Genomic DNA, 26,020 nt, shown 5'->3' on the forward strand with positions numbered 1-26,020 from the left:
ACAGTCATCCGTCTGAGGACACGATTATTTGTCGACAGACCCCTGACCAACCAGCTTGGTTATGTCTTTTTTAAATGCAGATTAGCATCAGGGAAAATAAGGTCGGGCATCATCTTTCCTCCGATTTTGATTCTTATCGACCGGGCAGAAAAATGGTTTATTCAGACAAGGTGGCGGAATTCACCGATAGCGTGCCATGCGGGGCACCGGAGGGCAATGATGTTGGCGAAACGGCCGGGGCGCTGCGACAGGCGCTCGACGAGGGGCATCGAATCATGAGCGCAATCCGTGTTCTGGTTCTTGAGGACAGTCTGATCATCGCGATGGAGGCGGAGGATATTCTGCGCCTGGCCGGCGTCGAGAGTATCGATATCGTCGGCAGCGTCGAGCAGGCGAGGGCTGCTATCGCGGCGGAGACATATGATTTCGCCCTTCTCGACGTCAATCTCGGTGACGGCATGAGCTTCGGATTTGCCCGCCATCTTTTCGATATCGGCATCCCCTTCGGCTTCGTCAGTGGCTATTCCGATACGGGCGATTTCCCACCCGACCTGCAGCACATCCCGCTTTTGGTCAAGCCTTTCGACGAAACCGCGATGCGTGACTTCCTGCTGAGGCTTTTCCCGGCTGTCGCCTGACGCGGTCCATGACAGAAACCGGTCCTTGGATTAGGATGGATTCGTCATCCGCAAGGACTTCTTTCGATGCAGTGGCAAGACCATGCGATCATTCTGGGCGTCAAGCGCCACGGTGAGACGAGCGTCATCGCCGAGGTGATGACGCGTGATCGCGGCCGCCATCTCGGCCTGGTGCGTTCCGGCCGCTCGCGCGCCATGCAGCCTGTGCTGCAGGCGGGCAATGCCGTCGAAGTCACCTGGCGCGCTCGGCTTGACGAGCATCTCGGAGATTTCCGCGTCGAACCGGTGACGCTGCGCGCCGCCCGCCTGATGGAAACGGCGACCGCCGTCTACGGCGTCCAGGCCATGGGCGCGCTGCTGCGGCTGCTGCCGGAGCGTGACCCGCATCCGCATCTCTTCGATGCGCTTGAAGTAATCCTCGATCACCTGCACAACCCGGCCGATGCCGGCGAACTCTTCGTGCGTTTCGAGCTTGCGGTGCTGAATGATCTCGGCTTCGGACTCGATCTTGCCGAATGCGCCGCAACCGGCGCCCGTTCCGATCTCGTCTATGTCTCGCCGAAATCCGGGCGTGCCGTCAGCCGCACGGCCGGTGCCCCCTGGGCGGACAAGATGCTGCTCCTGCCGCCGTTCCTCAGTGCCGAAGGCAATCATGCGGCCGACTTCGATAGTCTCGCAGCAGCATTCCGGCTGACGGGGTTCTTTCTGCATCGCCACGTCTATGAGCCGCGTGGCATCGAGGCGGCGGCGGCCCGCGACGGTTTCGTTCAGGCCGCGCTCAAGGCGCTCAATCCAGCCTTGCGGACGCTTTCCCCTCCGAATGGTATTTCCGCCTGACCTCGTTTTTTACGGGTGCAAAACATCCTCCGGATTTGGCGGTTTACCTGCCGAAGAGCGCTTCCTATGTCTTCACAGGATTGCCAATCAAGGAGGACCTCATGCTGACCAAGACCGCATCACCGACGACGATCACGCTCTGGAACGGCCGCGAAATTCCGCGCCTCGGCATGGGATGCTGGGCGATCGGCGGTCCCTTCTTCGCCGGCGACACGCCACTCGGCTGGGGCGATGTCGACGACGATGAATCCGTCGAAGCGATCCATCGCGCCATCGAACTCGGCATCCGCTTCTTCGACACGGCGTCGAATTACGGCGCCGGCCACTCGGAGGACGTGCTCGGCCGGGCGATCGGCAATCGCGACGATATCGTCATCGCCACCAAATTCGGCTTTGCCACCGATCCGGAAACCAAGCAGGCAACCGGTGCCTTTGCCGATGAGGCCTTCATTCGCCGTTCGGTCGAGACCTCGTTGCGCCGCCTGAAGCGCGACCGCCTCGATCTGCTGCAGTTCCACATCAATGATTTTCCGCTGGAACAGTCGGATGCCGTCTTCGATACGCTGGAGGCGCTGCGGGCCGAAGGCAAGATCGATGCGTTCGGCTGGAGCACCGATTCTCCCGATCGCGCCGCCCGTCATGCCGGCCGCCGGGGCTATGTCTCGATCCAGCATACGATGAACGTCTTCGAGCCGGTGCCGGAGATGATTGCGGTGACCGAGGGGAAGGGGTTGATCTCCATCAATCGCGGCCCGCTGGCCATGGGTCTGCTCACTGGCAAGTTCACCGCCGACAAGGCGGTGGGCGCGAAGGATGTCCGCGGTGCCGCCCTCGACTGGATGGTCTATTTCAAGGACGGGCGCATCGCCCCCGAATTCGCCGCAAGGCTCGATGCCGTCCGTGATCTACTGACCTCAGGTGGCCGCACGCTGACGCAGGGCGCGCTTGCCTGGCTCTGGGCACGCTCGCCGCGCACGCTCCCCATTCCGGGTTTCCGCACCGTCGCCCAGGTGGAGGAAAATGCCGGCGCACTGGAAAAGGGACCGCTGCCGGCCGATGTCATGGCGGGAATCGATGCCGCGCTTGATCGCGTCTGAAAAGGCTAGAGCCTTTCCGGGTTAGATTGCAGCATTCTGCCGGAGCAGGTTTTCGTCAGGGCAGAGGCGATTGGCGAAGGGCGTACCTCCTGGTACGTTCGAGCCGATCGCCTTTGATCCTGGCTAGAGATGCCCGGCCCACCGGCCGCACTGCTTCGCTATGCGAAGCAATAGGTGCGCCCGGCGATTTTAAAGTCTTGCAGATTTGCCAGGCAAATCTGCGGGAGGGTTGGCTGAAACGGGCCGTCTGATCGACCGGCCGGCTTGGCCGTAGAGCTGGGCTACGACGCGCGCCGGCCGGTCGACCATCCGACTCCGTTTGAGCCAACAGAATGTTTCAATCTAACCCGGAAAGGCTCTAGGCTGCGGCGCGACGTTTGAGCGCCCAGCCTTCCGGTCTCTCTTCAACAATGCTGACGGCGTCGCCGACCGTAATCCTGCCGCTGCCGCGCGGCGTGACGTTCCAGCCGAACAGTGGGCCGGGCACGCGCCGGTCGGCCGACATGCGGATGCGGCCCATGGCCGGCATCGGGTTTGGCCCCTCGCGTGAACCGGTCAGCTGGTCTTGGGTCGTCATGATGCAGCGGGAGCAGGGTTTGACGAGATCGAAGCGGATGCCGGCGATCTCGATTGCCGCCCAGCGGTCCTCCGGCCAGGCCTCGTCCGTATCGATGACGATGTTCGGACGGAAGCGTTCCATGCCGACACTGCCTTCGCCATGGGCGGCGAGATCGGCATTCAATGCCTTCAGCGAGCCGGTTGTCGTCACAAGGATCTGATAGCCGTCGGTGAAGGTGACGGGCGTGCCTTCGCCAGCCCATTCGGCATTCGCCGTTCGCCGCGCCTGGCCATCGAAGAAGACCAGCCGCACCTCGCGGCCGAGCCACTCGGAAAGCTGCCGGTTGCTCTCCGGATCGGCGACGGCGGCACTGACGGCAGATTTCCACACGGTCACATCCATGCGATTTTCAGGCTGAGGCGGCTGAACCGATATGTCAGGCTTTCCCTGCATCAGCAGCCGAAAGGCGTTCGCTTCCGGTCGCACCTCGATACGTGCGAGGTCTGGCAGCTCGCGCTGGGTGATGAAGTGCCCCTGCGCATCGGTGATCATCGCCCGTCGGTCGCCGGGAAGCCCGTAGGCGTCGATGTCGGCGGCCGGCAGCGCAATGCCGCGGGCGCTCTTGAGCGGGTAGATGAAGAGGTCGCTGACACGCATGTTGTGCTCCTAGAGTCTTTCCGGGTTAGATTGCAGCATTCTGCCGGAGCAGGTTTTCGTCAGGGCAAAGGCGATTGGCGACGGGCATACCCTAAGGTACGTCCGAGCCGATCGCCTTTGCTCTGGCGGAAAGATGCCCGGCCCACCGGCCGCACTGCTTCGCCATGCGAAGCAACAGGTGCGTCCGGCGATCTAAAGTCTTGCAGATTTGCCAGGCAAATCTGCGGGAGGGTTGGCTGAAACGGGCCGTCTGATCGACCGGCCGGCTTGGCCGTAGAACTGGGCTACGACGCGCGCCGGCCGGTCGACCATCCGACTCCGTTTGAGCCAACAGAATGCTGCAATCTAACCCGGAAAGACTCTAGATTTCATCCATGAAGGCCGAGAGGAAGTCGCGCAAGCTCTTGTCGCGCGCGGCCGCCAGCCTGCGGCCGGTCTCGGTCTGGAACCCTTCCGCCAGTTTGAACAGCTTCGTCTGGAAATGGTCAATGGCATAACGCTTGTCATCGAGCGGACGGTCCGCTGCCGGCGGATCGAACGGATTGTAGAGCCCGGATCCTAGTCGCCCGGCGATATAGAAGCAGCGTGCGGCGCCGATCATGCCGATCGCGTCCAGCCGGTCGGCATCTTGCAGGATCTTCGCCTCCAGCGTCTGAGGCGCCACCCCGGCCGAGAAGCTGTGCGCGGTGATTGCATGGGCCGCGGCGTCAATATCCGCTTCGCTCCAGCCGAGTTCCGCCAGGATTGCCGATGCCTTCTCCGCCGCCAAAGCCGATGCTTTTGCCCGCAACGGCGAATTCTTCTCGACGGCGACACAGTCGTGCAGCAGCACGGAAGCGGCAAGAACCCGCCCGTCGCCGCCTTCGCCCGCATGGATGCGCATGGCATTCCTGAAGACGCGCAGGATATGCGCAAGGTCGTGCGAGCCGTCGTCGCCGTCGGTCGCATGGGCAATCAGCGCCGCCGCGAGCGTTTCGTATGGGGAGAAGGCTTCGGCCTCGAACATTGCGCCACCTGTCATAAGGAAAATCGTTTCCGCCAACAGGGCATCGGGGCGGAAGTGATGCCGGCGGGTAAACTATGCGACAACGAAGACACCGGGAATCGCAGCCGATTGTGTAGCGGCTTGCCGTGCGAGTCGCAATCGACGGCACTGCCCGTCTGAGAAGACGAGAGCGCCGTAAGGCCCTGAATTGGGATCTCAGTGCTTGGCTTGAGGGTGATGCGCCACGGCGCCGTTCTTTGGCGGCAGGGAGAGAAGATGGGCCACGTCACCTGCAGGTCTCGGCGGGCTGATATGATAGCCCTGGATCTCGTCGCATTCCTCGCGTTCGAGCAGCGCCAACTGCGCTGCGGTCTCGACACCTTCGACAGTGACGCGCATGCCGAGCGCATCGCCGAGCAGGATGATCGCGTGCATGATCGCATGCGCTTCCTTGTTGTCGACGATGTCGTTGACGAAGGATTTGTCGATCTTGATCTTATCGAAGGGGAAGCTCGAGAGGTAACTCAGTGAGGAATAGCCGGTGCCGAAATCGTCCATCGAGATGCGGATGCCGCGCTCCTTCAGCGCATGCAGGATCGGCAGCACCTCGCCCAGATTTTCCATCAGCACGCTCTCGGTGATTTCGAGCTCTAGCCGCGACGGCGGCAGCGATGCAGCGCCAAGCGCCTCGCTGACATCCTGCGTCAGGTCGCTGCTGCTGAACTGGATCGCCGAGACATTGACGGCGACCTTGATGCCCTCCGGCCATTGCGCCGCATCGCTGCAGGCCTGGCGCAAAACCCATCGGCCGATATCGACGACGAGGCCGACCTCTTCGGCAAGCGGAATGAAATCCATCGGCGGAACGCGGCCTCGGACGGGGTGGTTCCAGCGGATCAGAGCTTCGAAGCCGCAGATGCGCCGCTGCGAGAGATCATAGAGCGGCTGGTAGTGCAGCTCGAATTCCTCGTTCTCAACGGCGGCTTTGAGGTCTGCCTCCAGCGCGTGGCGCAGCTGCATCTGCGCTTCCATCTCGCCGGTAAAGAAGCGCTCGCGCTTGCGCCCATCTGCCTTGGCATGTGACAGCGCCACGCCGGCGTTCCTCAACAGGATGTCGGTTTCCTCGCCATCATCAGGGGCGACTGCGATGCCCATGGAGACGCTGAGTTCCACCTGTTTTTCGCCGTGGAAGAACGGTGCGGAAAGCTCTTGGCGGATCTGTTCTGCAAGCGCCGTCACGTTCCACGGCTGCTGCTTCCCCGTCTGCAGGATGGCAAATTCGTCCGAACCGAGGCGCGCCAGGGTGTTCTCCGAACCGGCCGAGATTCGGATACGCGCGGCGACCTGCTGCAGGATCGTGTCGCCGGCCGAAACGCCCATCGTGTTGTTGATCGATTTGAACCCGTCGAGATTGAGGTGGACGAGGGCTATCTGCTCATCCGGCTTGCGCTCGGTGAGCGTCGCATCGACCTGCTCGCGGAAATGGATGCGGTTCGGAAGGCCGGTCAGCGGGTCGTGGTGGGCGAGATAGGTGATGCGCTCGGCCGCCCTTCGATCCTCGGTAATATCGGCATGTATGGCGATGTTGCTGCCGTCGGCAAGAATGGTCACCATGCTCTGAATGATGCGGCCATCGTCCATCACCCATTCGCGCCGGCGGATGCTGCCGGTTCTTGCGGTTGCGGAGGAATGTCGCCCGCTCCGCCGGCCGGGCTTGACCCCGGCGCTCTCTGTACCGCGCATTTTGGCCGTGAGATCGGCGATTGCCGCGCCGGCAGTGACATCTTCCTGCGTCAGGCCGAAGAGTTGACGGAAGCGGATGTTGGAAAGCGTCAGCCGCTGGTCGGCGTCGAAGACGCTGAGACCGAGCGGCAGATTGTTGAGAATGATTTCGAAGAGCTTTGTCTGTCCGTCGAATGCCTGGCTGAGGGCGGAAATATTGCCTCGCAGCGCATGGTTTTCCCTGAGCAGCGTCTCCGCGCTTCTTTCGATTTCGTCATAATCGCTTTCATGGACGCGATAGGTCGCGATCACAAGTTCCATCAGTCGCTGCGCATCGATCGATCCATCGGCGGCGACGGCCTGGCTACATTGCTGCCAGAAGAGCGCTTCAGCTTTCATGCCGATACATCTTGCGAGACGGCTGCGACGGCATGGTCGTCTTCATTGATGAACGTACCTCATTGCGTTGGGAAACCTCTAAAATTGATTTTTTATAAGCTGAACGCCTGGGTGGTGCCTTGTGACGCCCATTTTGTACGGGCCGGATTAATATTCGGTTGCAGTGCAGCAGCGGCGTTGACGCGATAGACGTTTGTTTTTTATGTGAAAAATCGCTGAAATACGGAGAAAATCGGCCCGTTGACGCTGGCGGAAGCCTGTGCCGAGGCGTTCCGTTAACGTTTGTCAATCATCGTTAATGAGAAGTTAACAACTTATTGACGCACTGCGCAAATCAGTTTAACCACCGAGTCAACAGTGATTTTCCACCTTCGTATTGCGTACAAACACCACCGGCAAAAGGCGGTGAATGGAGGTTTGTATGACCAGCACCACATCCGTTTCAGACACCTCATATGCATATCTGGCGACGCTTTCGCGGCTCGATGCCAATGGCGATGGCGTACTCAGCCGCGGCGAACGTGCCGCCGACAAGAAGCCCGGCATCATCAAGGAGCTCCTCGAAGAGGACAAGGCCAGCGAGACGCAGCCGAAGTTTTCCGGCAGCCTGATTGCGCTGATGATGGACACGCGTGACAGTGGCACGGCAAGCAGCATCGCCGTTTCCTATCCGTTGCAGCAGACCGCGCCGACAACGGGCGATCAGCCCGAGGATCTCTACCGCAAGACCTACGGCCAGTTCGATTTCGACGCCATCGCCTGAACGGCATCCCGATCCAGGTGATCTGCAAGCCGGCCGTTTGGCCGGCTTTTCTCGTCCCGTCTTCTTCGTTCGATCTTCCTCGGTCAGGAACACCTTCCGGTTTGACACGTTCAGGAGGACAACCGAATGGAAGGAGATCTTCATGAAAGCCATGCGCACCATCGCCGCCCTGAGCCTGCTTGCGGTTGCATTGCCGGCGGCGGCTCAGGACAAGCAGACGGCGGTCGCCAATTTCGTCGGCAAGGACGGCAAGGAAGACGGCCGCGCCCAGCTGACGGCCGCCGCCACTGGCGGTGTGCTGATCGAAGTCGAGATATCGGGACTGCCGGCGAACAAATGGGTGGCCTTCCATGTTCATGAGACCGGCCGCTGCGACGCCGCGACCCATCACGAGTCGGCAGGCGGCCACTTCAACCCTGGCAAGGCCGAGCACGGCATCCTTGCCGCCAAGGGGCCGCACGCCGGTGATATGCCCAATCAATATGTCGGGCAGGACGGGGTGCTCCGGGCGCAGATCTTCGACAGCATGGTCACGCTCGACGACAAGACCGACGGCATTCGCGGCCGCGCCTTGATGGTGCATGCCAATTCCGATGATTATCGCAGCCAGCCCTCGGGGGATGCCGGGGAAAGACTGTCCTGCGGCGTCATCCAATAATCCACGGGGCAACTCCTTGATCGGATCGATTCAAGGGCAAAATTATGCACAAATTCAAGGTGTTACATCGTTATTTGCACGTCTTGAACGACAAGGCGCGCTGTAACCTTTCATTGCCGTGTCGCCGCCTGCTTTTCGGCCGCCGTCCTGCCGTTGGACTTCTTTGTCGGTGTTGCGTCTGAGGTATCCGACAGCGTGGCCGGACGACCCTTCTCGTCGAAGGCGAGTTTCACGCGCTTCACCATGTCACGGCTGAGCGACCACCAGTCGCCGGTCTTTGCCCAGTAGCGCAGCGTTACGAAGATCGCGCCGTCAGCGATGCTGTCGATAAAGACGCTGGGAGCCGGTGATGGCAGCACCCGCGAATCGGCTTTGGCGAGGCCCATCAGCGTCCCCATCGCCAGATCGATATCATCCTCATAGGCGACCTTGATCTTCACATCGTTCTGCCGCGTGGGCTCGCGGCTGAAATTGGTAATCGGCGTGTTCCAGAGCGTCGAATTCGGCGCCAATCGGTAGAGCCCGTCGCCGGTCCTGAGTTCGGTCGCAAACAATCCGATTTCGCGCACCGTGCCGGCCACGCTGCTGGTTTCGATATATTCCCCGACGCGAAACGGCCTGAGGATCAACAGCATGATGCCCGCAGCGATATTCTGCAGCGTCCCTTGCAGCGCCAGTCCGATCGCGAGGCCGGCTGCGCCGAGTGCCGCGATGATCGAGGCGGTCTGGACGCCGAACTGGCCGAGGACGGTGATGAACACCAGGATGAGCAGCGCATAGCGCAGCACGTTGGTGAAGAATCGCGCCAACGTCTCGTCTATGCCACGGACACGCGACAGGCCTTCATAGGCCCAGCGGCTGGTAAAGCCGGCAAGCGCCCAGCCAAGAACAAGCAGGATCACCGCGCCGAGGACGGAGAAGGAATACTGCACCGCCAGCGCGCTTGCCTGGCTGAGTGCGGTTTGCGTGGCGAGGAGGACATCGGCTGCCTGTTGTTCCATGATCTGGCCCTGTCGTTGTGCTTGGTCGGGGGCTAGATGGAGCGGCTGGCGGCAGCGTCAACCGCAGGCGGTGTCCCGGATATCAAGCACGAAGGGCGCATTGCCGTCGGCATCGGCGCCGCGGCCGATCGCCCGCACCGCCGCGACCAACCGGCCGCCGCGGTTCAGCAGCGCGTCACCGATCTCGACCAGCCGGGTATTCGGTGTTGCGAAAGGCGAGGCGGCCCGCAGCCGGCGGGCAAGCGTTTCCTCGCTCTGATCCGGTGCCAGCGACAGGGCGGCGATCAGGGCTGCGGCCGGCGATCGCGACACGCCCATCCAGCAATGGATGAGCAGCGGCGTCTCCTGCCGCCACGAGGCGGCAAAGTCGATAATCCCGCGCACATGCGTCTCGTCAGGCGCTACGAGATTGCCGGTGCCCTTGAAGGCGATGTCGTTCATACCGAGCGTCAGATGGCGATCGGCTGCGATCACGCCCGGCCGGTGAAAGGCCTGCTCCTTGGCAATCAGGCTGATCATGTCGCGCGCCTTGTGGCGCACCGCCATTTCCGCGATGCGGGCCAGCGGCGAGACGACGATGAAGCTCACGATACCGTCTCCCGCTCGGCGTCGATCGCCGCGAAACGCTCGCAGAACAACCGCTGCGCTTCGATCGCCGGCAAGGGCTCGATCATCAGCATTTCCCTGCTGATGCCGCGTGGCTGGCCGAAGAATTTCTGCGCCTCGGCGGGCGTGAAGCCGGCAAGCACCGTCGCTTCGAAATAGGCGGCGATCGCGTCGGCCTTCTTGATCCGGTCCTTGAGGTCGCGCGAGGGGTGCGGTGGCAGGCCGAAGCGCAGGTGCACGGCGGCCTCCAATCGCTTTTCCACCGTCTTGTAGCCGCCGCCGACCACCGATTTGAACGGCGATATCATATCGCCGATCACGTATTCGGGTGCATCATGCAACAGTGCCATCAGGCACTCCTGCGGCCGCGCGTCGTTGAAGCGGCGGAAAATATCCTCGACGACGAGACTGTGCTGGGCCACCGAAAAAGCATGATCGCCTGAGGTCTGGCCGTTCCAGCGGGCGACGCGCGCAAGCCCATGGGCGATGTCGGCGAGTTCGACGTCGAGCGGTGAGGGGTCGAGCAGGTCGAGCCTGCGCCCGGACAGCATGCGCTGCCAGGCACGCGGAGTTTTCGCCGTTGTCACGCGCTGGCCTCGTCGGCGCTGGCGGGAAAGACAAGGCCGGACCATGCCGGCAGGACGAAGGAAACAGGCGTTTCGCCGGCGAGCAGCGGCGTGCCTGCCGCCATCGCGGCGCCGGCGCGGTCGATGCGCACGATCGCAAGCCCATGGCCGCCTTCGACGGAGCCGAGCGTTCCCACGGGCTTGCCGGCGGCGGTGATCTCCGTCCCGGTCTCCGGCAAGGCTGTTGCGGCGGACACCGTGACGACGCGCCGGCGCGCGGTGCCGCGGTGCTGCATGCGCGAGACGACCTCCTGGCCAACATAACAGCCTTTCCGGAAGGAGAGGCCGCCGTTGAAATCCATCAGCACGTCATGCGGGAAGGCGTCCTGCAGGGCGAAGTCCGATCCCGATGTGACGATGCCGTGGCTGATGCGCAGCGCGTCGTAGAGCGCTTCCTGGCCGTCGCCATGTTTGCCGGGCCGGCGGATCAGCGTGACGCCGGCCTTGGCAAAGCGGCTATCCCGGACGCCTTGGCTGTCCCGCACGCCTTGGCTGCCGTCGGCGTCCTCACCCCAGGAAACGGTGACGCCCTCTTCGGCACTCGGCGCAAGTGTGACGGCGGCGCGCAGCTTGTACATGGTCAGCCGCTTCAGCAGGCCGTCGCGCTGGCCTGCATCGGTTTCGATCCTGTAGCCGTCGCCGTCCTGCCAGATCATGAAGTCGAACAGGATCTTGCCCTGCGGTGTCAGCAGTGCCCCGGGCCGCGCCTCGTCGGCGCCGAGCGAGGTGATATCGGTGGTGATCAGGTTCTGCAGGAAGGATTGGGCTTCCGCACCGCTGACGAGAAGCAATGAGCGGTCTTTCAGGAATACGGCTGGCATGGCGGAACCTGTCGCGTTGGTCATCGCTCAGAGGTATGTCTTCATGAGGTGGATCGCAAGCGCCATGCGAGATGTGAAAGGCGCAAGTGAGACGGGGGTGTCAGTCGCCCGCCGTGAAGAATTTCCATTTGCCCGCAGGTGTGATGCCGAGGCGGTAGAAATTATATCCGCCGAACTCCTGCATGTCGGAGAGATCGCCGGCGGTGACGATGCGCAGCAGCTCGACGCGCTCCGGCGGCGTGAGCGACTTCAGATCCTTCTCGGCAAAATAGGGCCAGACATACATGTCGTCTGCGGTGCCCTGGCCGACATGCACGAAACCGGTCGAGACGATGTCGAGCATGATGGCAAGAATCTCGTCTCCGTCAGGATCGCCTGAAAGATCCTTCAGCGTGCCGATCGGATCGTCGGTCGGCTCGCCCACCGTCACCTGCGTCTGTTCGGCGCCGGTGCCCATCAGCGGCCGCAGCCGTTCGAGATCGCCGGAGGCGGCCGCCTCGACGATCTGCTCACGCATTTTGCGAACCGGCTCCGGCACCTTGCCGATATCGTAGATCACCTCGACAGGCTTGGAAGCATCCTGGGCGCCGGGCGTCTTGTCGACACCCTGATTGTTCTGGCTGTTGACCAGCGGATCAGCCATCGGAACACCGGGAGTGGTCCCGCCTTGCGGCTGGCTCTGTCCCTGAGCGTTTCCCTGCGCGGGCGGAGTGTCGTTGGCCGCCTGGCCCGGGATCTTGTGCAGTTCGGAAAGCGCATAGGCTGCCGGCGCGAGGAAAACATTGCCGGCGGCGAGGCTGAACGCAAGCAGCACCGGCGCGAGGGGAGTTCGCGAAATTTTCTCTTTACCGGGGCGCATCAATCTCTCTGATTGGTCGTTATTGCAGGGTGCGGTTCGCGGAGAATTCGCCGGCAAGCATGCGCTCACGCAGCGAATCCAGCAGGGCTTCGGCACTGTTTTCCCCATGCAATCTGATCGTCTCGCGCAGCGCATGCGCAATGGCGGCATCAGCGATGATTTCAGGCTCGATTCCGTCGGCCATGCCGTCGGCCCAAGCCTCGTTCTGGTACTCCAGAGCCGCCTGCATCTTTTCGTGGACGATCATGTCGTCGATGTCGTTGAGGCTTGCTTCCATTGTTTTTTCCTCAGAACTTCTCATGTCTTACTGCACCGTTAACAACACTAACAGCCTTTTCCCAAAACGACACGTCCGCATGCGAAAACAGGTTAATTTAAGGTTAATTTCCAAAGCGCGAGGTAATTTCTGTGGCGAGTGTTGCACCTTCGTTACGGTAGCGCTCTTCTGCCACGATGGCCGCCGGGGTGCAATCCGTATAGACCGAGGCGAAGGTGCGATAGCCGCGATTGAAGGCCGCTGTGAGCTTTTCCCGACGCTGCGGTTCGTTGCCGGTCTCCGAATCGAGCAGTTGCTGCATGCCGTCTCGCCACTCGTCGCCGCCCGCTGCCTTGCAGAGCGTTCTGAGATAATGCACCGATCCCAGCACTTCGGCGAGCCGCGCCAGCTTGTCATCATAGGGCACGGCTACAGCAGGCGGCGGCGCAATTTCCTCCTCCTGTGGAGGCGGCGTATTCTTGCCCTGCGCCATCGTGGGGCCGGCGAGCACGAGCAGGGCCAGGAAAACGCGTCGAACGGGAATCATGCTCGTAGTTGATACGCTGAGCATGACGGCAACAAGGCGTGCCTGAAAGTTTCCACTTCTATTCGCCGCCCGAAAGCCGCTCCGCGCATTCGAGCACGCTCTGCGGAACCGGCAGCCGCCGGATTTCCTCCACCGTGTACCAACCGAGGGCGGCCGCATCGTCGGCGGCTTCCGCCACCGCGTCGCGATCCGCGTCGACGCGAAAGACCGACAGCAGGAAATGGCTGTTGATGCTGCCGTCGGCCGCATGCGTCTTCAGGTCATAGGTCGAAAACAGCCGCGGATTGCGGGCGGAAATGCCGGTTTCCTCGCGGAATTCCCGCAATGCCGTTTCCTCCGGCGTTTCGCCGGGTTCGGCACGTCCGCCGGGAAAGGCATACATGTCGGCTGAAGGCGGGTTGCGTCGCAACACCAGAAGGAAGCGTCCGTCACGTTCGAGAATGGCGGCGGAGCCGGGTTTGGCGGTGGATGTCATCGGGCCTGCTCTTGCTGTGATCGCCCATCTTATCGGATGAAGAGTGCGACGGGGATTCGAAAGGTGCTTCCGTGACCTACATCATCTTTGCGTTTGCCGCTCTCTTCGAGATCGCTGGCTGCTTTGCCTTCTGGGCATGGCTGAAGCTCGAAAAGCCCGCTTGGTGGCTGGCGCCGGGCATGGTCTCCCTGGCGCTTTTCGCCTGGCTTCTGACGCTGGTTCCGAGCGAGGCTGCCGGCCGTACCTTCGCAGCCTATGGCGGCATCTACATCCTCGCCTCGCTGCTCTGGCTGTGGCTGGTTGAGAGCCGCGTGCCGGACCGTTACGACATCGGCGGCGCGCTGATCTGCCTTGCCGGCGCCAGCCTCATCCTCTTCGCGCCGAGAGGTTGAGGCGCCTTGACCGGACACGAGCTGGGTGCAAAAACACGCCGATGTGTGGACGTTTCTCCCTGACAAGCTCCCGCGCCGACCTGCGCGATTTCTTCTCCGGTCTCGATCTCGACGATTTTCCGGCGCGCTACAATATTGCGCCGACGCAGCCGATCCTCGTCGTCATCGCGGGCGAGGGCAGGGAGCAGGGCAGCAATCTGCCCGACCGGCGCGCCGTGCTCGTGCGCTGGGGCCTCACGCCGGGCTGGGTCAAGGACCCGAAGGATTTCCCGCTGCTGATCAATGCGCGCTCCGAAACCGCGATCGGCAAAGCCTCCTTCCGCGCCGCCATGCGCCATCGCCGCGTGCTCATTCCGGCCTCCGGCTTCTATGAATGGCATCGCCCGTCCAAGGAAAGCGGCGAGCGGCCGCAGGCCTACTGGATCAGGCCGCGCCAGGGCGGGGTCATCGCCTTTGCCGGGCTGATGGAGACATGGTCCTCGGCCGACGGCTCCGAGGTCGATACCGGCGCGATCCTGACGACATCGGCCAATTCAGGCATATCGGCGATCCACGATCGCATGCCTGTCGTCATCAGACCTGAGGATTTCTCGCGCTGGCTCGATTGCAAGACGCAGGAACCACGCGACGTGGCCGACCTGATGCAGCCCGTTCAGGATGATTTTTTTGAGGCCGTCCCGGTCTCCGACAAGGTCAACAAGGTTGCCAATATGGGGCCGGACCTGCAGCAGCCGGTCGTCATCGAAAAGCCGCTGAGGGCGCCCGAGAAGCAAAAGCCGGAAGACGGCCAACTCAGCTTCTTCTGAACGATATCCTAAGATGTTCAGGGCCGCCGGCGGCCTATCGGCGCCGACGTCTCACATCAGCGGCGGCGTCGCGTCGGCCATCAGGTTTTTCGGGTTGTGCTTATGTCGCCAGAGCGTTGTTAGGAGATTTCCGGCGATCGCCTCGTCATTCACTTCGTCAGCGGTGCCTAACGCATGTAACCCGAAAGCACGCATGATCCCAATTTGAAGTCTTCCGCCTCAAGCGGATTTCTTGACGCTGGTCGGCTTATGCTTTGCCATCAGCGATGCTGCGGCAACAGCCTTCAGGCCGACGGGGCGATAGTTGGCGGCGAGGTCTGGCTTGGACGCCTGCTGTTCGCCGGTACTGCTCTTCTTCGAAGTCACGATACTCTCCTTACGTGGTTCTTCCCTGGGTATTTTATGGTTTGATGTTTGGTCACGAATAGCGACAAAACGGGGGCGTAGCTTATCAGGATTTGTAAACGCCGACCATAATTCGCGAGGCTTAACTGAAGCCTACGTTGGTTAATACTTACTGAAGGGAGCGGTTCCAATAAAAGCGCGAAAGCGGTTTTCTGGGGAAAAGCGCGCAACGGTTTTCACCGGGATAAAGCGCCTGCTTTCCCGGGGATAGCTGAGAATGAAGGAAAAGAAGCATTTCCGTCATTTGGAGAAATCCGGAAATGCTCGAAGATCAGATGTGCCGGCCGATATCGTCGTCGCCGACGCCGGGTTCCTCGATCGTCAGGGTCCCGTATTTCCGCTGCCATTTCCGTGCGCCGAAGGGAAGCGAAACGAGGTAGGCGGCAACGGTAAAGACCATTACCTCCCAGGTGTAGCTCATCAGCAGCGCCACATAGAGCACGACGCCGAGCATCATCGGCAGCACGAGATCGCGCCGCAGACGGTTGCCTTCCGATTTGCCCGACCAGACCGGCAGCCGGCTGATCAGCAGGAAGGCGATCAGCACCGTGTAGATCGACGAGAGATAGGCGAAGGTGCGGTCCGTTGCCAGTCCGAGGAAGCCGAGATAGACCGGCAGCAGCACCAGCATGGCGCCGGCCGGCGCCGGCACGCCGACGAAATATTCCGATTGCCAGCTCGCCTTGTTCTCGCGTTCTGACATGACGTTGAAGCGGGCAAGGCGAAGTCCGGCGGCGATCGCATAGATCAGGGCGGCGATCCAGCCGAGCGAACGCGCCTGGTCGAGGGCGAAGACATAGACGACGAGGGCGGGCGCGACGCCGAAATTGACGATGTCGGCAAGCGAATCCATCTGCGCGCCGAACTTCGAGGTCGCCTTCATCAGCCGCGCCACGCGCCCGTCGATGCCATCGAGGAAGGCGGCGAGCAGCACCATGGCGACGGCGAGCTCGTAACGATTCTCGAAAGCCAGCCGGATGCCGGTCAACCCGGCGCAGATCGCCAGAATGGTGATGAGGTTCGGAAAGACGAGCCGGAGCGGGATTTCGCGCAGACGCGGGCCGCGGGCGGAATCATCCGGCCCATTGGGCTCGAAAGGCGGAAAAGGCGTTTCCATATCGCGTTCCAATCGTTCCTAAAGCAATTCCAGCAAGGCTGCCCAGCGGTCGCTTCCGTGAAAAGCTGAACCGCTTTAGCTGCGGCGGCTGATGACAGGACCCCTGGCGGAGGCGAATTCGGCAATCACGGTTTCGCCGGCAACTGCCGTCTGGCCGAGCGAGACGCGTGGTGCCGCACCGGCGGGCAGGAACACGTCGAGTCGCGAGCCGAAACGGATCAGCCCGAAGCGCTCGCCGGCATCCACCGGCTCGTTCGGGTTCGCCCAGCAGAGGATGCGCCGCGCCACCAGGCCGGCAATCTGCACGACGCCGATCTGGCCGTGGCGGGTTTCGATCACCAGTCCGTTGCGCTCGTTGTCCTCGCTCGCCTTGTCGAGTTCGGCGTTGACGAAGCTGCCGGGGCGGTAGTTGATGCTGACGATCCGCCCCCGCATTGGCGCCCGGTTCACATGGCAATTGAAGACGTTCATGAAGACCGAGATGCGCAGCATCGGCTCATTGCCGAGGTCGAGCTCGGCCGGCGGCGTCACCATCTGGATCGCCGAGACCTTGCCGTCGGCAGGAGAGATCACCAGATCGTCGTCCTGCGGGGTCACGCGCTCCGGATCGCGGAAGAAATAGGCGCACCACAGCGTGAAGATCATGCCGATCCAGAAGAGCGGCTTGAAGATCCAGCCCAAGACCAGCGATGCGACGAAGAAGGCGGCAACGAAGGGATAACCCTCCTTGTGCACGGGGACGATCGTGTTGCGAACCGTGTTGAACAGGCTCATGCTGCCGGTCTCCTTGCGTTGTCGTTTTTTGCTGGTTAGCGAAAAACCGTCTCCGGGGCAATGCTGTGGCCCTGGCCCCGGTTCCCATGCCGGGGTTCTGAACAACAAAAGCCGGCCGGCGCCGGTTTCCAGGTTCAGCTTGCCGGAGCAAGCCGGGTGATCACGCCCATGTCGTCGCTTTCGCGCACTTGCTTCAGATGTTCCTCCGCCTGTGTCGCCTCGCGCTGGCGGTTCCACATCGAGGCATAGAGGCCGTTCCTTTCGAGGAGGGCGGCATGTGTGCCGCGCTCGGCGATCTCGCCGCTTTTGAGCACGATGATTTCATCGGCGCTGATGACCGTCGAAAGACGGTGGGCGATAACAAGCGTCGTGCGGTTCTTCGAGACCACGTCGAGCGCCGTCTGGATCTCACGCTCCGTCGTCGTGTCGAGCGCCGACGTCGCCTCGTCGAGGATCAGGATCGGCGGCGCCTTGAGGATGGTGCGGGCGATTGCCACCCGCTGCTTCTCGCCGCCGGAAAGTTTGAGCCCACGCTCGCCGACCTTGGTTTCGAACCCCTCGGGCAGCGTTTCGATGAAATGCGCGATCTGCGCCACCTCGGCCGCCGCAAAGACCTCGCCGTCGCTGGCCGATGTGCGGCCGTAGCGGATGTTGTAGGCGACCGTGTCGTTGAAGAGCACCGTATCCTGCGGCACCATGCCGATATGAGAGCGCAGGCTCTTCTGCGTCACCGTGCGGATATCCTGGCTGTCGACGGTGATCGCGCCGCTCTGAATATCGTAGAAACGATAGAGCAGCCGTGACAGCGTCGATTTGCCGGCACCCGACGGACCGACGACGGCGACCGTCTTGCCGGCCGGCACCTCGAAGGAAATGCCCTTCAGGATCGGACGGGCCGGATCGTAGGCGAAGTGCACGTCCTTGAAAGAGATTGCGCCCTGGCCGATCCTGAGCTCGCTCGCATCGGGTGCGTCTTTGACCTCGGACTTCACCTCGAGCAGGTCGAACATCTGCTCGATGTCGGTCAGCCCCTGGCGAATTTCGCGGTAGACGAAGCCGATGAAGTTGAGCGGCACGGAAAGCTGCAGCAGCATCGAATTGACGAAGACGAAATCGCCGACCGTCTGCTCGCCGCGCTGCACCGCCAGTGCCGACAGCACCAGCATGATGGTCGTGCCGATGCCGAAGATGACGCCCTGGCCGAAGTTCAGCCAGCCGAGCGAGGTCCAGACATCGGTCGCCGCCTTCTCGTAGCGTTCCATCGATTTGTCGAAGCGCTTTGCCTCCATTTCCTCATTGCCGAAATATTTGACGGTCTCGAAATTGAGGAGGGAGTCGATCGCCTTGGTGTTGGCGTCGGTATCGCTGTCGTTCATCGACCGGCGGATGGCGATGCGCCAGTCGGATGCGCGGATCGTGAACCAGATATAGGCCCAGACGGTGAAGGCGGTGACGGCGAGATAGGAGAAACCGTAACCCCACCAGAAGATCACCGCCGTCAGCAGGAATTCGATGACGGTCGGGACCGAATTGAGGATCGTGAAGCGTACGATCGTCTCGATGCCCTTGGTGCCGCGCTCGATGATGCGCGAAAGCCCGCCGGTCTTGCGCTCGAGATGGAAGCGCAGCGACAGTTCGTGCATGTGCACGAAGGTCCTGTAGGCGAGTTGGCGCACCGCATGTTGCCCGACGCTTGCAAAGAGCGCGTCGCGCAGCTGGTTGAGGCCGAGCTGGATCAGCCGGGTGATGTTGTAGGCGATGACAAGGGCGATGGCGCCGGCAAAGAGCGGCGGCACGGAGCCGGCAAGATCCATCCTGCCGTTCAGCGCATCGGTCGACCACTTGAAGAAATAGGGAACCAGCAGCAATACGAATTTGGAGATCAGCAGGTAGACCGAGGCCCAGACGACGCGCATCTTGAGGTCGCTTCGGCCGGCCGGCCACATATAGGGCCAGAGGTTGAGAAGTGTGCGCAGCAGATTGGATTCCGAGACTGTCTTGCCGTTTGCCATGCTTATCTCCAGCCCGGACGAAATGTACCGTCGTAGCGGCGCTTCGATGCCGGCAAAGCGCGGAATCGGAATGTGCCTGAAGGCGTTTCCCACAACCCGCAGCCGCCAGATAGGGTGCCGCGCGGACGAATACAACACGTGCGGGCTTCAGGAAAAGAGAAGCCGGGCGGGTTATCCCGCCCGGCCTCGTCATGTTGTTGTTGGAGCTTAGAGCCGCTGACCGGAAAGACGCTTGCGGTGCAGCTCTTCGGCATTCGGCAACACATCTTTCGGCAGGCCGAAGATCTGGCCGGGGCGGATGCGATCGGGATTGATGATCTTGTCTTCGTTGGCGATGTAGATCGTCGTGTAGCGCACGCCGAGGCCGTAGGTGCGGCGTGAGATCTGCCACAGCGTGTCGCCGCGGCGAATGATGACCGCCGCGTTGTTTGCCGTCAGCGGCGCCTGTTCGATCGTCTTCGGCTCATTGCTGCCGATATCGTTTGCAGTGGGTGCCGCCGGAGCGGGTGCAGCGGTGAGTTCGGCAATCATGCCGCCCAGCCTGTCGAGTGCGGCGCCGACGGACTTCGCATCCCCGGGCAGGCTTTGCAGCAGCTTCAGCGCATTGCCGGCGACCTGCGACGAAGAGCCGGAGGCTTGTTTGAAGGCGTCCGGGGCATCGGCCGCCGGGCGGAAGTCGGCGACGGAGCGCAACGCGAATTCCGTTGCCGAGCGCGCCGCCGCAAGCTGTTCGGCGCCAGGCAGCTTGCCGTCGGCAAACAGCCCCTTCAGCAGCCCGAACGCCTTGCCGGCCTCGGCCTTGAGCTTGCCGAGCTCGCCTTCGTCGAGCGGCACCATCGAGGAGGCGCCACTCGCATCGGCCGGGACCGATTGCGCCGCGACCCTCACCTGATCGCCGGCCGGGCGATTGAAATTCACCGCCGCGCGCACGATCACTTTGCCTGTGGGGTCGACGACGTCGACGCGGATTTTGTGGTCGCCGACCGAAAGCGCCACCACGCCGTCGATGACGAAATGACCGTCGGTGCCGGCCGTGTCCTGGCCGATGAGGTTGTCGTCTGCATAGCCGATGACCTTGGCATTGGAGCGCGTCGTGCCGGCAATGAAGATCTTGTTGCCCTCGATCTCGACGGCATTGACCATCACATCGGGCGCAGTCGTCTTGTCAGGTGCGGCCGTGGCGGGAGTGGCCGGTGCCGTATCCGTGCCGCCGGAGGTATCGGTGACACCAGTCGTCTGCAACGCCAGGTCGCCCGCCGGCTTGTCCGCAGGCGGCGCCGCCGGATTGGAGGCATCGGCGACTTCGGTTCCGGCCTTCGGCGCGGTGATGATCCGGCTCGCCGCGCCGGGTTTGGAGACCATGGCGAGCAGGTTGGCGCCATTGCCGTCCTTCGGCACGGATATGGTCGCGACCTCTTCGGAAAGCGTGCTCTTGCCGTCCTTGTCCGTGAACTTGAGCACGAGCTGGTGGTCGCCGGCTGGAAGCGGATCGTCGAGGACGGCGGCAAAATCGCCGCTCGCATCGACATTGGCCGTCGTCACCACCTTTTCGCCGTCGAGCACCTCGAGTTTGCCGTTCGGTTCGGCGGAGCCGGCAATCACCGTCGAGCCGTCGGGTTCGACGCGCAAGACGTCGAAAGCCGGAAGCTTCGGTCCGGTATTCGCCGCCGCATTATTCGCAGTTGGGGCGGGCTCGGGCGCACCGGTCAGCGCGGCCTCGGCCCTGGCGACCGCGGCAGACGCATCGGCGATGTTCTCGGGCAGCGACTGAACGATGGCGAGCGCCTTTGCGCCGCCGTCCTTGGCCTTGGCGGCAAGGGTCTGGGTCGCGGGATCGAGACCCTCGGGGATGGCAAAATCGGCAAGTGCCGTCAATGCGTTGACGGCCTTGGTCTTGGCGGCGGTGAAGGCATCGATGGCGGGGCCTTTGCCATCGGCGAACAGCGCCTTGAGCTCGCTGAGCGACACGCCGGCATCGGCCGAAAGACGACCCACCTTATCGGCGACCGCAGCCGTGTCGGCGATGGTGGAGCGTGATGTCTTTGCCGCCTCGTTGACCGTGTTCTTGAGCTCCGTGCTTGCCTGGTTGATGGCGTCGCCGACCTTGGTTGCATCGCCGCCGATGCGCGGCATGACGAAAAACACCATCAATAGGATTGCGATTACGAGGACTGCAAGAGCCAGCAAGCCGGCACGGTTCTTCATCATTATGTCTCCCAAGGCGGCAATTTGCCGTAGTAACCAAAATTGCTAGCGATTCCCGTTGCTTTTCACAAGCATTCAAAGCAATTAGGCAAGCTAGGCATGCTGCTTTTCAGTCAATTTTCTTGACTGCATTGAAATGGAATAGTTGTTTGCCTCTATGACCGAACAATCTGTATCGATTCGATCCATCTGCGTTTACTGCGGCTCAAGGCCGGGACGCGATCCTTCCCACATGGCGGCCGGGCGTGCTCTCGGAAGAGAGATCGCCGAATACGGCCTGCGCCTCGTCTATGGCGGGGGTACCAAAGGCATCATGGGCGCGGTTGCGAGCGGTGTTCTTTCAGGCGGCGGTCAGGTGACGGGCATCATTCCCGAATTCCTGATCGATATGGAAGCGACTCGCCACTCGCTCGGTCAGCTCAACGAACTCATTGTAACCCCTGACATGCACGCGCGCAAACACACCATGTTCGAGCGCTCCGATGCTTTCGTCGCACTGCCCGGCGGCATCGGTACGCTGGAGGAGATCGTCGAGATCATGACCTGGGCGCAGCTCGGCCGCCACGAGAAGCCGATGGTCTTCGCCAACATCAACGGTTTCTGGGATCCGATGATGGAACTGATGCGCCATATGACCGAAGAGGGCTTCCTGCACACCGCCCACCGGGTTCAGCCGCTCGTCGTCGACGAGATCTCCGGCATCATCCCGGCGATCATGGCCCAGGCAGCCCAGCTCGCCGCCGATCGTGACGGCGAGGAGGACGTGATTTCGAAGATGTAGGCGGCCGGGCGGCGCCGGAGCCGTCAAGCTTTTCTGCGGGCAAATTCAGCTATAAGCCGAGACAAGCTGCGTCACCTGAGATCGCATCCATCGGCTGGCGGGATCATTGTCACTTGCCGTCGACCAAACCATCGATATCGGGCTTACCGTTAGATCGAGGGGAACGTCGGCGACCGCCAAGCCGAACAGGCCGGCATACCGCTTCACGATTCTGGTCGGCAGGGTCGCGATCAAGGGCGCTTCCAGAACAGCGGTCAGCACAGTCAGGAATTCCGGCGCTGCCACCGACACGTCGAGCCGCACATTGATCCGCTTCAATGCATCATCAATGCAGCCTTCGATGGCGTCTTTCTGTGAAACCAGTGCATGCTTCAGCCCGATATAGCTGTCTCGGTCCAATGTTTCGGGTAGGTCGAGAAGCTTCGGATTGTAGCAACACATCAGCGATTGCTCGAACAGCGGGCTCCGCCGATGTCTGTTGTTGCCGTCATCGTAGCAGCCGACGCCGAGATCGATGACGTTGTCGTCCAGAAGCTTGTGGACCATCTCGGGTTCGACCGCACGGGCGAGCACCCTGATGCCGGGCGCCGTTTCGTTCAACATGGCGGCGAGACGCGGCACGAGCAGCACCTCAAGCTCGCTGGAAAAGCCGATGCGGAATATCTGTTCGGCCTCACCGGGCTCGAAGGTTCCGGGCGTTACGATCGCCTGCTGCGTACGGCTGAGGATCTGCTCGACGGCCTCTGCGAAACGCAGTGCGCGATGGGTCGGCTGCATGACCTGGCCGATACGCACAAACAGTTCGTCCTGAAGCAATGTCCGAAGCGTTCCGAGATTGTGGCTCATGGCAGGCTGCTGAATTTTCAGACGAACAGCAGCCTTCGTCACGCTCCGCTCCTTCATCAGCGCATCGAATGCGACGAGCAGGTTCAGGTCGAAAGACCACAAATTGAAATGATCGATGGATACAATTTCATTCATCGATTTGATCGTTTCATGAATTCTCCCTATTGTCCATAGCCATCAGACAGCGCTGTCCCGATCCCAGTTCAACTCGAAAGGAAGTTCCATGAGCGATCTTGGAAAGGAATATCGTATTGCCGGCGTGACGGTGAGAAAGGTGCAGGAGCAATATCTGCATAACGTGCCGCCGTCGTTTCTCTATCCGGATGCTGGTTCTGAGGAGATCAAGGCGGTCGAGCCGCGGCTTTCCGCCGTTGATATGGAAGAGGGCCGCGATGCCCTTGTGGTGAGCATACATAGTTGGCTTGTGAGAACACCCGACTACGTCATCCTGATCGATACGAGCTCGGGCAACGACAAGGAAAGACCGCGTAACCCCAGCTTCCATCAACAGACCATCCCGTTTCTCGACAGGCTGCGCCAGGCGGGTGTCGGGCCGGAAGACGTCGACTTCGTCATCAATACTCATCTCCACGTCGATCATTCCGGCTGGAATACCGTGCTTGAGGACGGAAGATGGATTCCCACCTTCAAAAATGCGCGCTACATCTTCCCGCGCGTCGAGCAGGAATACTACTCGTCAACGGCAAGCCACAACGACGTCAACATTCCCAGTTCCGGCGTCTACGAAGACAGCGTGCAGCCCGTGATCGAGGCGGGGCTTGCGGATTTCATCGACAGCGCTGGCGGTCCTTTCCTGGATCGCTTCACCTTCTTGCCGACACCTGGCCACAGCATCGGCCACATGTCCGTTCTGCTGGAATCGGACAATGAAGCGGCGATTTTTGCCGGCGACGTCATGCACCATCCGATCCAGGTGGAGCGTCCCGACCTCAACACGGTGTTCTGCGAATTCCTGGATCAGGCTGCCCAGTCCAGACGGCGTGTCCTCGAGCTCGCAGCCGATAATCGCGCCATTTACTTCTCCACGCATTTCCCCGGCTCGTCTGCTGGTTATGTGACCCGCGACGGCGAAAAATTCAGGTGGTCCTATGTCTGAGAACAAGCTCGCATCTTCAGCTTTTGACGCAGGCGAGATCGTATTCGACGAGCATTACGTCGATAGCGGAACCGACGGCATCAAGCTCTATCTCCGCAATAAGCGAAGGAAAGATCACAAGACCTTTCTCGCCGAGAAGACAATCGTGATGGTGCACGGGGCGACCTTCTCGTCCGGAAGTCTTTACGATGTTCCCTTCAACGGGATGTCCTTCATCGACTTCCTCGCTCATCAAGGCTTCGATGTCTTTGCGGTCGATGTCAGGGGCTATGGAAAATCGACCCGCCCGCCGGAAATGCAGGCGGAGCCCGATCTCAACCCGCCGCTTGTCGCTACCGACACCGGCGTCACGGACTTCGCAACGGCTGTCGATTTCGTCCTTCGACTGCGCGGTCTGAAGGCTGTCAACGTCTTCGCCATGTCGTGGGGCGGCACCGTGGCCGGCGCATATGCTGCGCGCAACGGCGACAAGGTCGTCAAGCTCGCGCTGCTCGCGCCGCAATGGCTGAGCGACGTCCCCATCCCGATCGACCAGGGTGGCGTCCTCGGTTCCTACCGGCTTGTTCCGGTCCAGGCGGCCTTGGCGCGTTGGCTGAGCACCGCACCCGAACGCGCGCGTGAACGTCTTGTGCCGGAGGGCTGGTTCGACCTCTGGGCCAAACTGACCCTTTCCGAGGAGACATCGCAGGCTGACAGGGAGCAGGGAAAACTCCGGGCTACCAACGGGCCGATCCAGGATATCCGTACCTACTGGCGGGCTGGAAATCCCTACTGTCGGCCGGGCGAAATTCGCGCGCCGGTGCTGCTGTTGCACGGTGAATGGGACATCGACGTCCCGCTTGATCTGGCGCGGGCCTATTTCGAGCAACTGACCGGCACCTCCTACAAGCGATGGGTGGAAATCGGGGAGGCGACGCACCTCGCCCTCATGGAAAGCAACCGCATGCAGGCCTATTCCGAGGATGCCCGCTTCTTCGATGAAACCTTCCAACCGGAATAGAATTTGAACGAGCGGGCTCCGGGATCGGACCCGGGGCTTGCTTCTCTATCAAGCCTGCCGCGAGTTCGGCGCGACCATCAAACCACGTGTTCCCATGACAATTCTGATCAACGCCATCCTGGATGCCGGACGAAGTGCCGTAGACATCGCGATATTCACCTTTCTGCCGTTGATGATCGTGACATTCTCGCTGATGCGCTATCTCGAGGGTATGAGCGCCTTGCGATGGATGGCCGGCAAGGCCGACCCGCTCTTCCGATTGTTCGGTCTGGACGGTTTCGGAGCCTTGGCGATTATCCAGCTCAGCCTCGTCAGTTCGGCGGCCCCGGTCGCGGCTCTGTCGCTCATGGCGCACAAACGGGCATCGGAGCGATTCATGGCCGCCGCCTTTGCCGCGGTGCTTGCGGCCGCGCCGGCAAATGCCAGTTTTCCGCTCGCAAGCCTCGGTGTCGATCCCGGCTTGATCATCGTCAACGGTCTTTGCGGAGCGCTTGTGGCGTCCACTCTCGCTTGCTGGATGATTGGACGCCGTTCCTTGTTTGAAACGGTGTGTTCCCGTGACACGGCCGATGACCACGTCGCCGCAAGACGCGATCTGCTGGCGGCAATCAACCGCGGTGGCGCAGATGCCGTTCGGGTCATTTCGGCAATTCTGCCGGTGCTCGTGATATCCCTGGCGATGGTGAGGCTAATCCAAAGCACAGGCGCACTTTCGGTCTTCACGTCCGTTGCGCAGCCGTTGCTTCAGTTGCTCGGCGTCTCGCAGCAGGATGTCCTGTTCCTCCTCACAAAGTGCCTGGCAGGGTCGAGCGCAGCGGTCACGCTGTTACTCGACCTCCACAAGGAGCAGGGCCTTGCGCCTGAGAAGATCATTCACGGGTCCGCATTTCTGCTAAACCCTCTCGACGTTCCCGGTCTTTCCATCCTGATCGCTTCGGTGCCGGCGCTCAGGCCGGTGGCAGGCGTCGCCGTCGTGAGCGCATTGGCCGGGATCGTTGTCCGCACGGCGCTGCTGTCCTGGTTTTAAAGCCGACGCACTCCGGCTTTCGATGGTTCGAT

At 61.7% G+C, this 26,020-nt stretch carries 28 protein-coding genes; 11 read left to right on the forward strand and 17 right to left on the reverse strand.

Annotated features, from left to right (window positions below; translation table 11 throughout):
- Window positions 1-152: 152 nt before the first annotated feature.
- From FHT79_RS19750 to FHT79_RS19760, 3 genes are all read left to right on the forward strand, one after another.
- The gene (locus tag FHT79_RS19750; RefSeq protein WP_063474238.1) at window positions 153-638 is read left to right on the forward strand and encodes a response regulator; all 486 of its coding nucleotides are present in this window, start codon (window positions 153-155) and stop codon (window positions 636-638) included.
- Between the two features lie 66 nt (window positions 639-704).
- Entirely contained in the window at window positions 705-1,475 is a 771-nt protein-coding gene (gene recO, locus FHT79_RS19755) for a DNA repair protein RecO (protein ID WP_047616261.1), read from the forward strand.
- 101 nt (window positions 1,476-1,576) lie between these two features.
- The gene (locus FHT79_RS19760) at window positions 1,577-2,572 is read left to right on the forward strand and encodes an aldo/keto reductase (RefSeq protein ID WP_097595142.1); all 996 of its coding nucleotides are present in this window, start codon (window positions 1,577-1,579) and stop codon (window positions 2,570-2,572) included.
- 358 nt (window positions 2,573-2,930) lie between these two features.
- Here the strand turns inward: FHT79_RS19760 and FHT79_RS19765 are convergent, their stop codons facing one another.
- From FHT79_RS19765 to FHT79_RS19775, 3 genes are all read right to left on the reverse strand, one after another.
- On the reverse strand, window positions 2,931-3,788 hold the full coding sequence (locus FHT79_RS19765; RefSeq protein ID WP_048338678.1) for an MOSC domain-containing protein: 858 nt from the start codon (window positions 3,786-3,788) through the stop codon (window positions 2,931-2,933).
- 361 nt (window positions 3,789-4,149) lie between these two features.
- A complete protein-coding gene (locus FHT79_RS19770; RefSeq protein ID WP_179874683.1) occupies window positions 4,150-4,809 on the reverse strand; it encodes an HD domain-containing protein in 660 nt (219 codons plus the stop codon).
- Window positions 4,810-4,989: 180 nt separating this feature from the next.
- A complete protein-coding gene (locus FHT79_RS19775) occupies window positions 4,990-6,894 on the reverse strand; it encodes an EAL domain-containing protein (RefSeq protein WP_097595037.1) in 1,905 nt (634 codons plus the stop codon).
- A 409-nt stretch (window positions 6,895-7,303) separates the two neighbouring features.
- Here FHT79_RS19775 and FHT79_RS19780 point away from each other — a divergent pair, with 409 nt between their 5' ends.
- Both FHT79_RS19780 and FHT79_RS19785 read left to right on the forward strand, forming a co-directional pair.
- Window positions 7,304-7,657, forward strand: a complete 354-nt coding sequence (locus FHT79_RS19780; protein ID WP_179874684.1) for a hypothetical protein — start codon at window positions 7,304-7,306, stop codon at window positions 7,655-7,657.
- Window positions 7,658-7,799: 142 nt separating this feature from the next.
- Window positions 7,800-8,315 (forward strand): superoxide dismutase family protein, encoded by a 516-nt coding sequence (locus FHT79_RS19785; protein WP_063474242.1) that lies wholly within the window; start codon window positions 7,800-7,802, stop codon window positions 8,313-8,315.
- Between the two features lie 110 nt (window positions 8,316-8,425).
- Here FHT79_RS19785 and FHT79_RS19790 read toward each other — a convergent pair whose 3' ends face one another.
- From FHT79_RS19790 to FHT79_RS19825, 8 genes are all read right to left on the reverse strand, one after another.
- Window positions 8,426-9,316 (reverse strand): mechanosensitive ion channel domain-containing protein, encoded by an 891-nt coding sequence (locus FHT79_RS19790; protein WP_063474243.1) that lies wholly within the window; start codon window positions 9,314-9,316, stop codon window positions 8,426-8,428.
- A gap of 57 nt (window positions 9,317-9,373) precedes the next feature.
- A complete protein-coding gene (locus FHT79_RS19795; protein ID WP_097595039.1) occupies window positions 9,374-9,904 on the reverse strand; it encodes a tyrosine phosphatase family protein in 531 nt (176 codons plus the stop codon).
- On the reverse strand, window positions 9,901-10,509 hold the full coding sequence (locus FHT79_RS19800; protein ID WP_097595040.1) for an HD family hydrolase: 609 nt from the start codon (window positions 10,507-10,509) through the stop codon (window positions 9,901-9,903). Before FHT79_RS19800 ends, FHT79_RS19795 begins: the two co-directional genes overlap by 4 nt.
- The gene (locus FHT79_RS19805; RefSeq protein ID WP_097595143.1) at window positions 10,506-11,369 is read right to left on the reverse strand and encodes a folate-binding protein YgfZ; all 864 of its coding nucleotides are present in this window, start codon (window positions 11,367-11,369) and stop codon (window positions 10,506-10,508) included. The genes FHT79_RS19800 and FHT79_RS19805 overlap by 4 nt, the downstream gene beginning before the upstream one ends.
- A gap of 100 nt (window positions 11,370-11,469) precedes the next feature.
- Window positions 11,470-12,228, reverse strand: a complete 759-nt coding sequence (locus FHT79_RS19810) for a hypothetical protein (protein ID WP_063474245.1) — start codon at window positions 12,226-12,228, stop codon at window positions 11,470-11,472.
- A gap of 19 nt (window positions 12,229-12,247) precedes the next feature.
- Window positions 12,248-12,505 carry a hypothetical protein gene (locus FHT79_RS19815; RefSeq protein ID WP_047616277.1) on the reverse strand — a complete coding sequence of 86 codons (258 nt, stop codon included), beginning with the start codon at window positions 12,503-12,505 and terminating at the stop codon, window positions 12,248-12,250.
- Between the two features lie 103 nt (window positions 12,506-12,608).
- Window positions 12,609-13,055, reverse strand: a complete 447-nt coding sequence (locus FHT79_RS19820; protein WP_063474246.1) for a TIGR02301 family protein — start codon at window positions 13,053-13,055, stop codon at window positions 12,609-12,611.
- A gap of 34 nt (window positions 13,056-13,089) precedes the next feature.
- Window positions 13,090-13,506, reverse strand: a complete 417-nt coding sequence (locus FHT79_RS19825) for an NUDIX domain-containing protein (protein ID WP_047616281.1) — start codon at window positions 13,504-13,506, stop codon at window positions 13,090-13,092.
- Between the two features lie 71 nt (window positions 13,507-13,577).
- Here FHT79_RS19825 and FHT79_RS19830 point away from each other — a divergent pair, with 71 nt between their 5' ends.
- Window positions 13,578-13,898, forward strand: a complete 321-nt coding sequence (locus FHT79_RS19830; RefSeq protein ID WP_047616284.1) for a YnfA family protein — start codon at window positions 13,578-13,580, stop codon at window positions 13,896-13,898.
- Window positions 13,899-13,939: 41 nt separating this feature from the next.
- Entirely contained in the window at window positions 13,940-14,704 is a 765-nt protein-coding gene (locus FHT79_RS19835; protein ID WP_047616286.1) for an SOS response-associated peptidase, read from the forward strand.
- Between the two features lie 219 nt (window positions 14,705-14,923).
- On the opposite strand, the gene FHT79_RS19840 is transcribed toward FHT79_RS19835, so the two are convergent.
- From FHT79_RS19840 to FHT79_RS19860, 5 genes are all read right to left on the reverse strand, one after another.
- Window positions 14,924-15,070 carry a hypothetical protein gene (locus tag FHT79_RS19840; RefSeq protein ID WP_164735938.1) on the reverse strand — a complete coding sequence of 49 codons (147 nt, stop codon included), beginning with the start codon at window positions 15,068-15,070 and terminating at the stop codon, window positions 14,924-14,926.
- A gap of 310 nt (window positions 15,071-15,380) precedes the next feature.
- On the reverse strand, window positions 15,381-16,226 hold the full coding sequence (pssA, locus tag FHT79_RS19845) for a CDP-diacylglycerol--serine O-phosphatidyltransferase (protein ID WP_048338675.1): 846 nt from the start codon (window positions 16,224-16,226) through the stop codon (window positions 15,381-15,383).
- Window positions 16,227-16,301: 75 nt separating this feature from the next.
- The gene (locus FHT79_RS19850; RefSeq protein ID WP_280952209.1) at window positions 16,302-17,237 is read right to left on the reverse strand and encodes a phosphatidylserine decarboxylase; all 936 of its coding nucleotides are present in this window, start codon (window positions 17,235-17,237) and stop codon (window positions 16,302-16,304) included.
- Window positions 17,135-19,012 (reverse strand): ABC transporter ATP-binding protein/permease, encoded by a 1,878-nt coding sequence (locus tag FHT79_RS19855; protein WP_183903987.1) that lies wholly within the window; start codon window positions 19,010-19,012, stop codon window positions 17,135-17,137. Before FHT79_RS19855 ends, FHT79_RS19850 begins: the two co-directional genes overlap by 103 nt.
- Before the next feature lie 207 nt (window positions 19,013-19,219).
- The gene (locus tag FHT79_RS19860; protein WP_132574736.1) at window positions 19,220-21,220 is read right to left on the reverse strand and encodes a LysM peptidoglycan-binding domain-containing protein; all 2,001 of its coding nucleotides are present in this window, start codon (window positions 21,218-21,220) and stop codon (window positions 19,220-19,222) included.
- Window positions 21,221-21,374: 154 nt separating this feature from the next.
- Here FHT79_RS19860 and FHT79_RS19865 point away from each other — a divergent pair, with 154 nt between their 5' ends.
- Window positions 21,375-21,998 carry a TIGR00730 family Rossman fold protein gene (locus FHT79_RS19865; protein WP_080759971.1) on the forward strand — a complete coding sequence of 208 codons (624 nt, stop codon included), beginning with the start codon at window positions 21,375-21,377 and terminating at the stop codon, window positions 21,996-21,998.
- A 45-nt stretch (window positions 21,999-22,043) separates the two neighbouring features.
- On the opposite strand, the gene FHT79_RS19870 is transcribed toward FHT79_RS19865, so the two are convergent.
- The gene (locus FHT79_RS19870; protein ID WP_183903988.1) at window positions 22,044-22,979 is read right to left on the reverse strand and encodes a LysR family transcriptional regulator; all 936 of its coding nucleotides are present in this window, start codon (window positions 22,977-22,979) and stop codon (window positions 22,044-22,046) included.
- An 88-nt stretch (window positions 22,980-23,067) separates the two neighbouring features.
- On the opposite strand from FHT79_RS19870, the gene FHT79_RS19875 reads away from it, so the two are divergent.
- The 3 genes from FHT79_RS19875 (at window position 23,068) to FHT79_RS19885 (ending at window position 25,988) form a co-directional block, all read left to right on the forward strand.
- Complete coding sequence (locus FHT79_RS19875; protein WP_097595044.1) at window positions 23,068-23,961, forward strand: MBL fold metallo-hydrolase; 894 nt, start codon at window positions 23,068-23,070, stop codon at window positions 23,959-23,961.
- Window positions 23,954-24,961: an alpha/beta fold hydrolase gene (locus tag FHT79_RS19880; protein WP_183903989.1), complete on the forward strand. Its 1,008-nt coding sequence runs from the start codon at window positions 23,954-23,956 to the stop codon at window positions 24,959-24,961. Before FHT79_RS19875 ends, FHT79_RS19880 begins: the two co-directional genes overlap by 8 nt.
- 94 nt (window positions 24,962-25,055) lie before the next feature.
- On the forward strand, window positions 25,056-25,988 hold the full coding sequence (locus FHT79_RS19885) for a hypothetical protein (RefSeq protein ID WP_097595144.1): 933 nt from the start codon (window positions 25,056-25,058) through the stop codon (window positions 25,986-25,988).
- The last annotated feature ends 32 nt before the right edge of the window (window positions 25,989-26,020 follow it).

It is taken from the genome of Rhizobium sp. BK212, from assembly GCF_014197475.1.
Taxonomy (GTDB): Bacteria; Pseudomonadota; Alphaproteobacteria; order Rhizobiales; family Rhizobiaceae; genus Rhizobium; species Rhizobium anhuiense.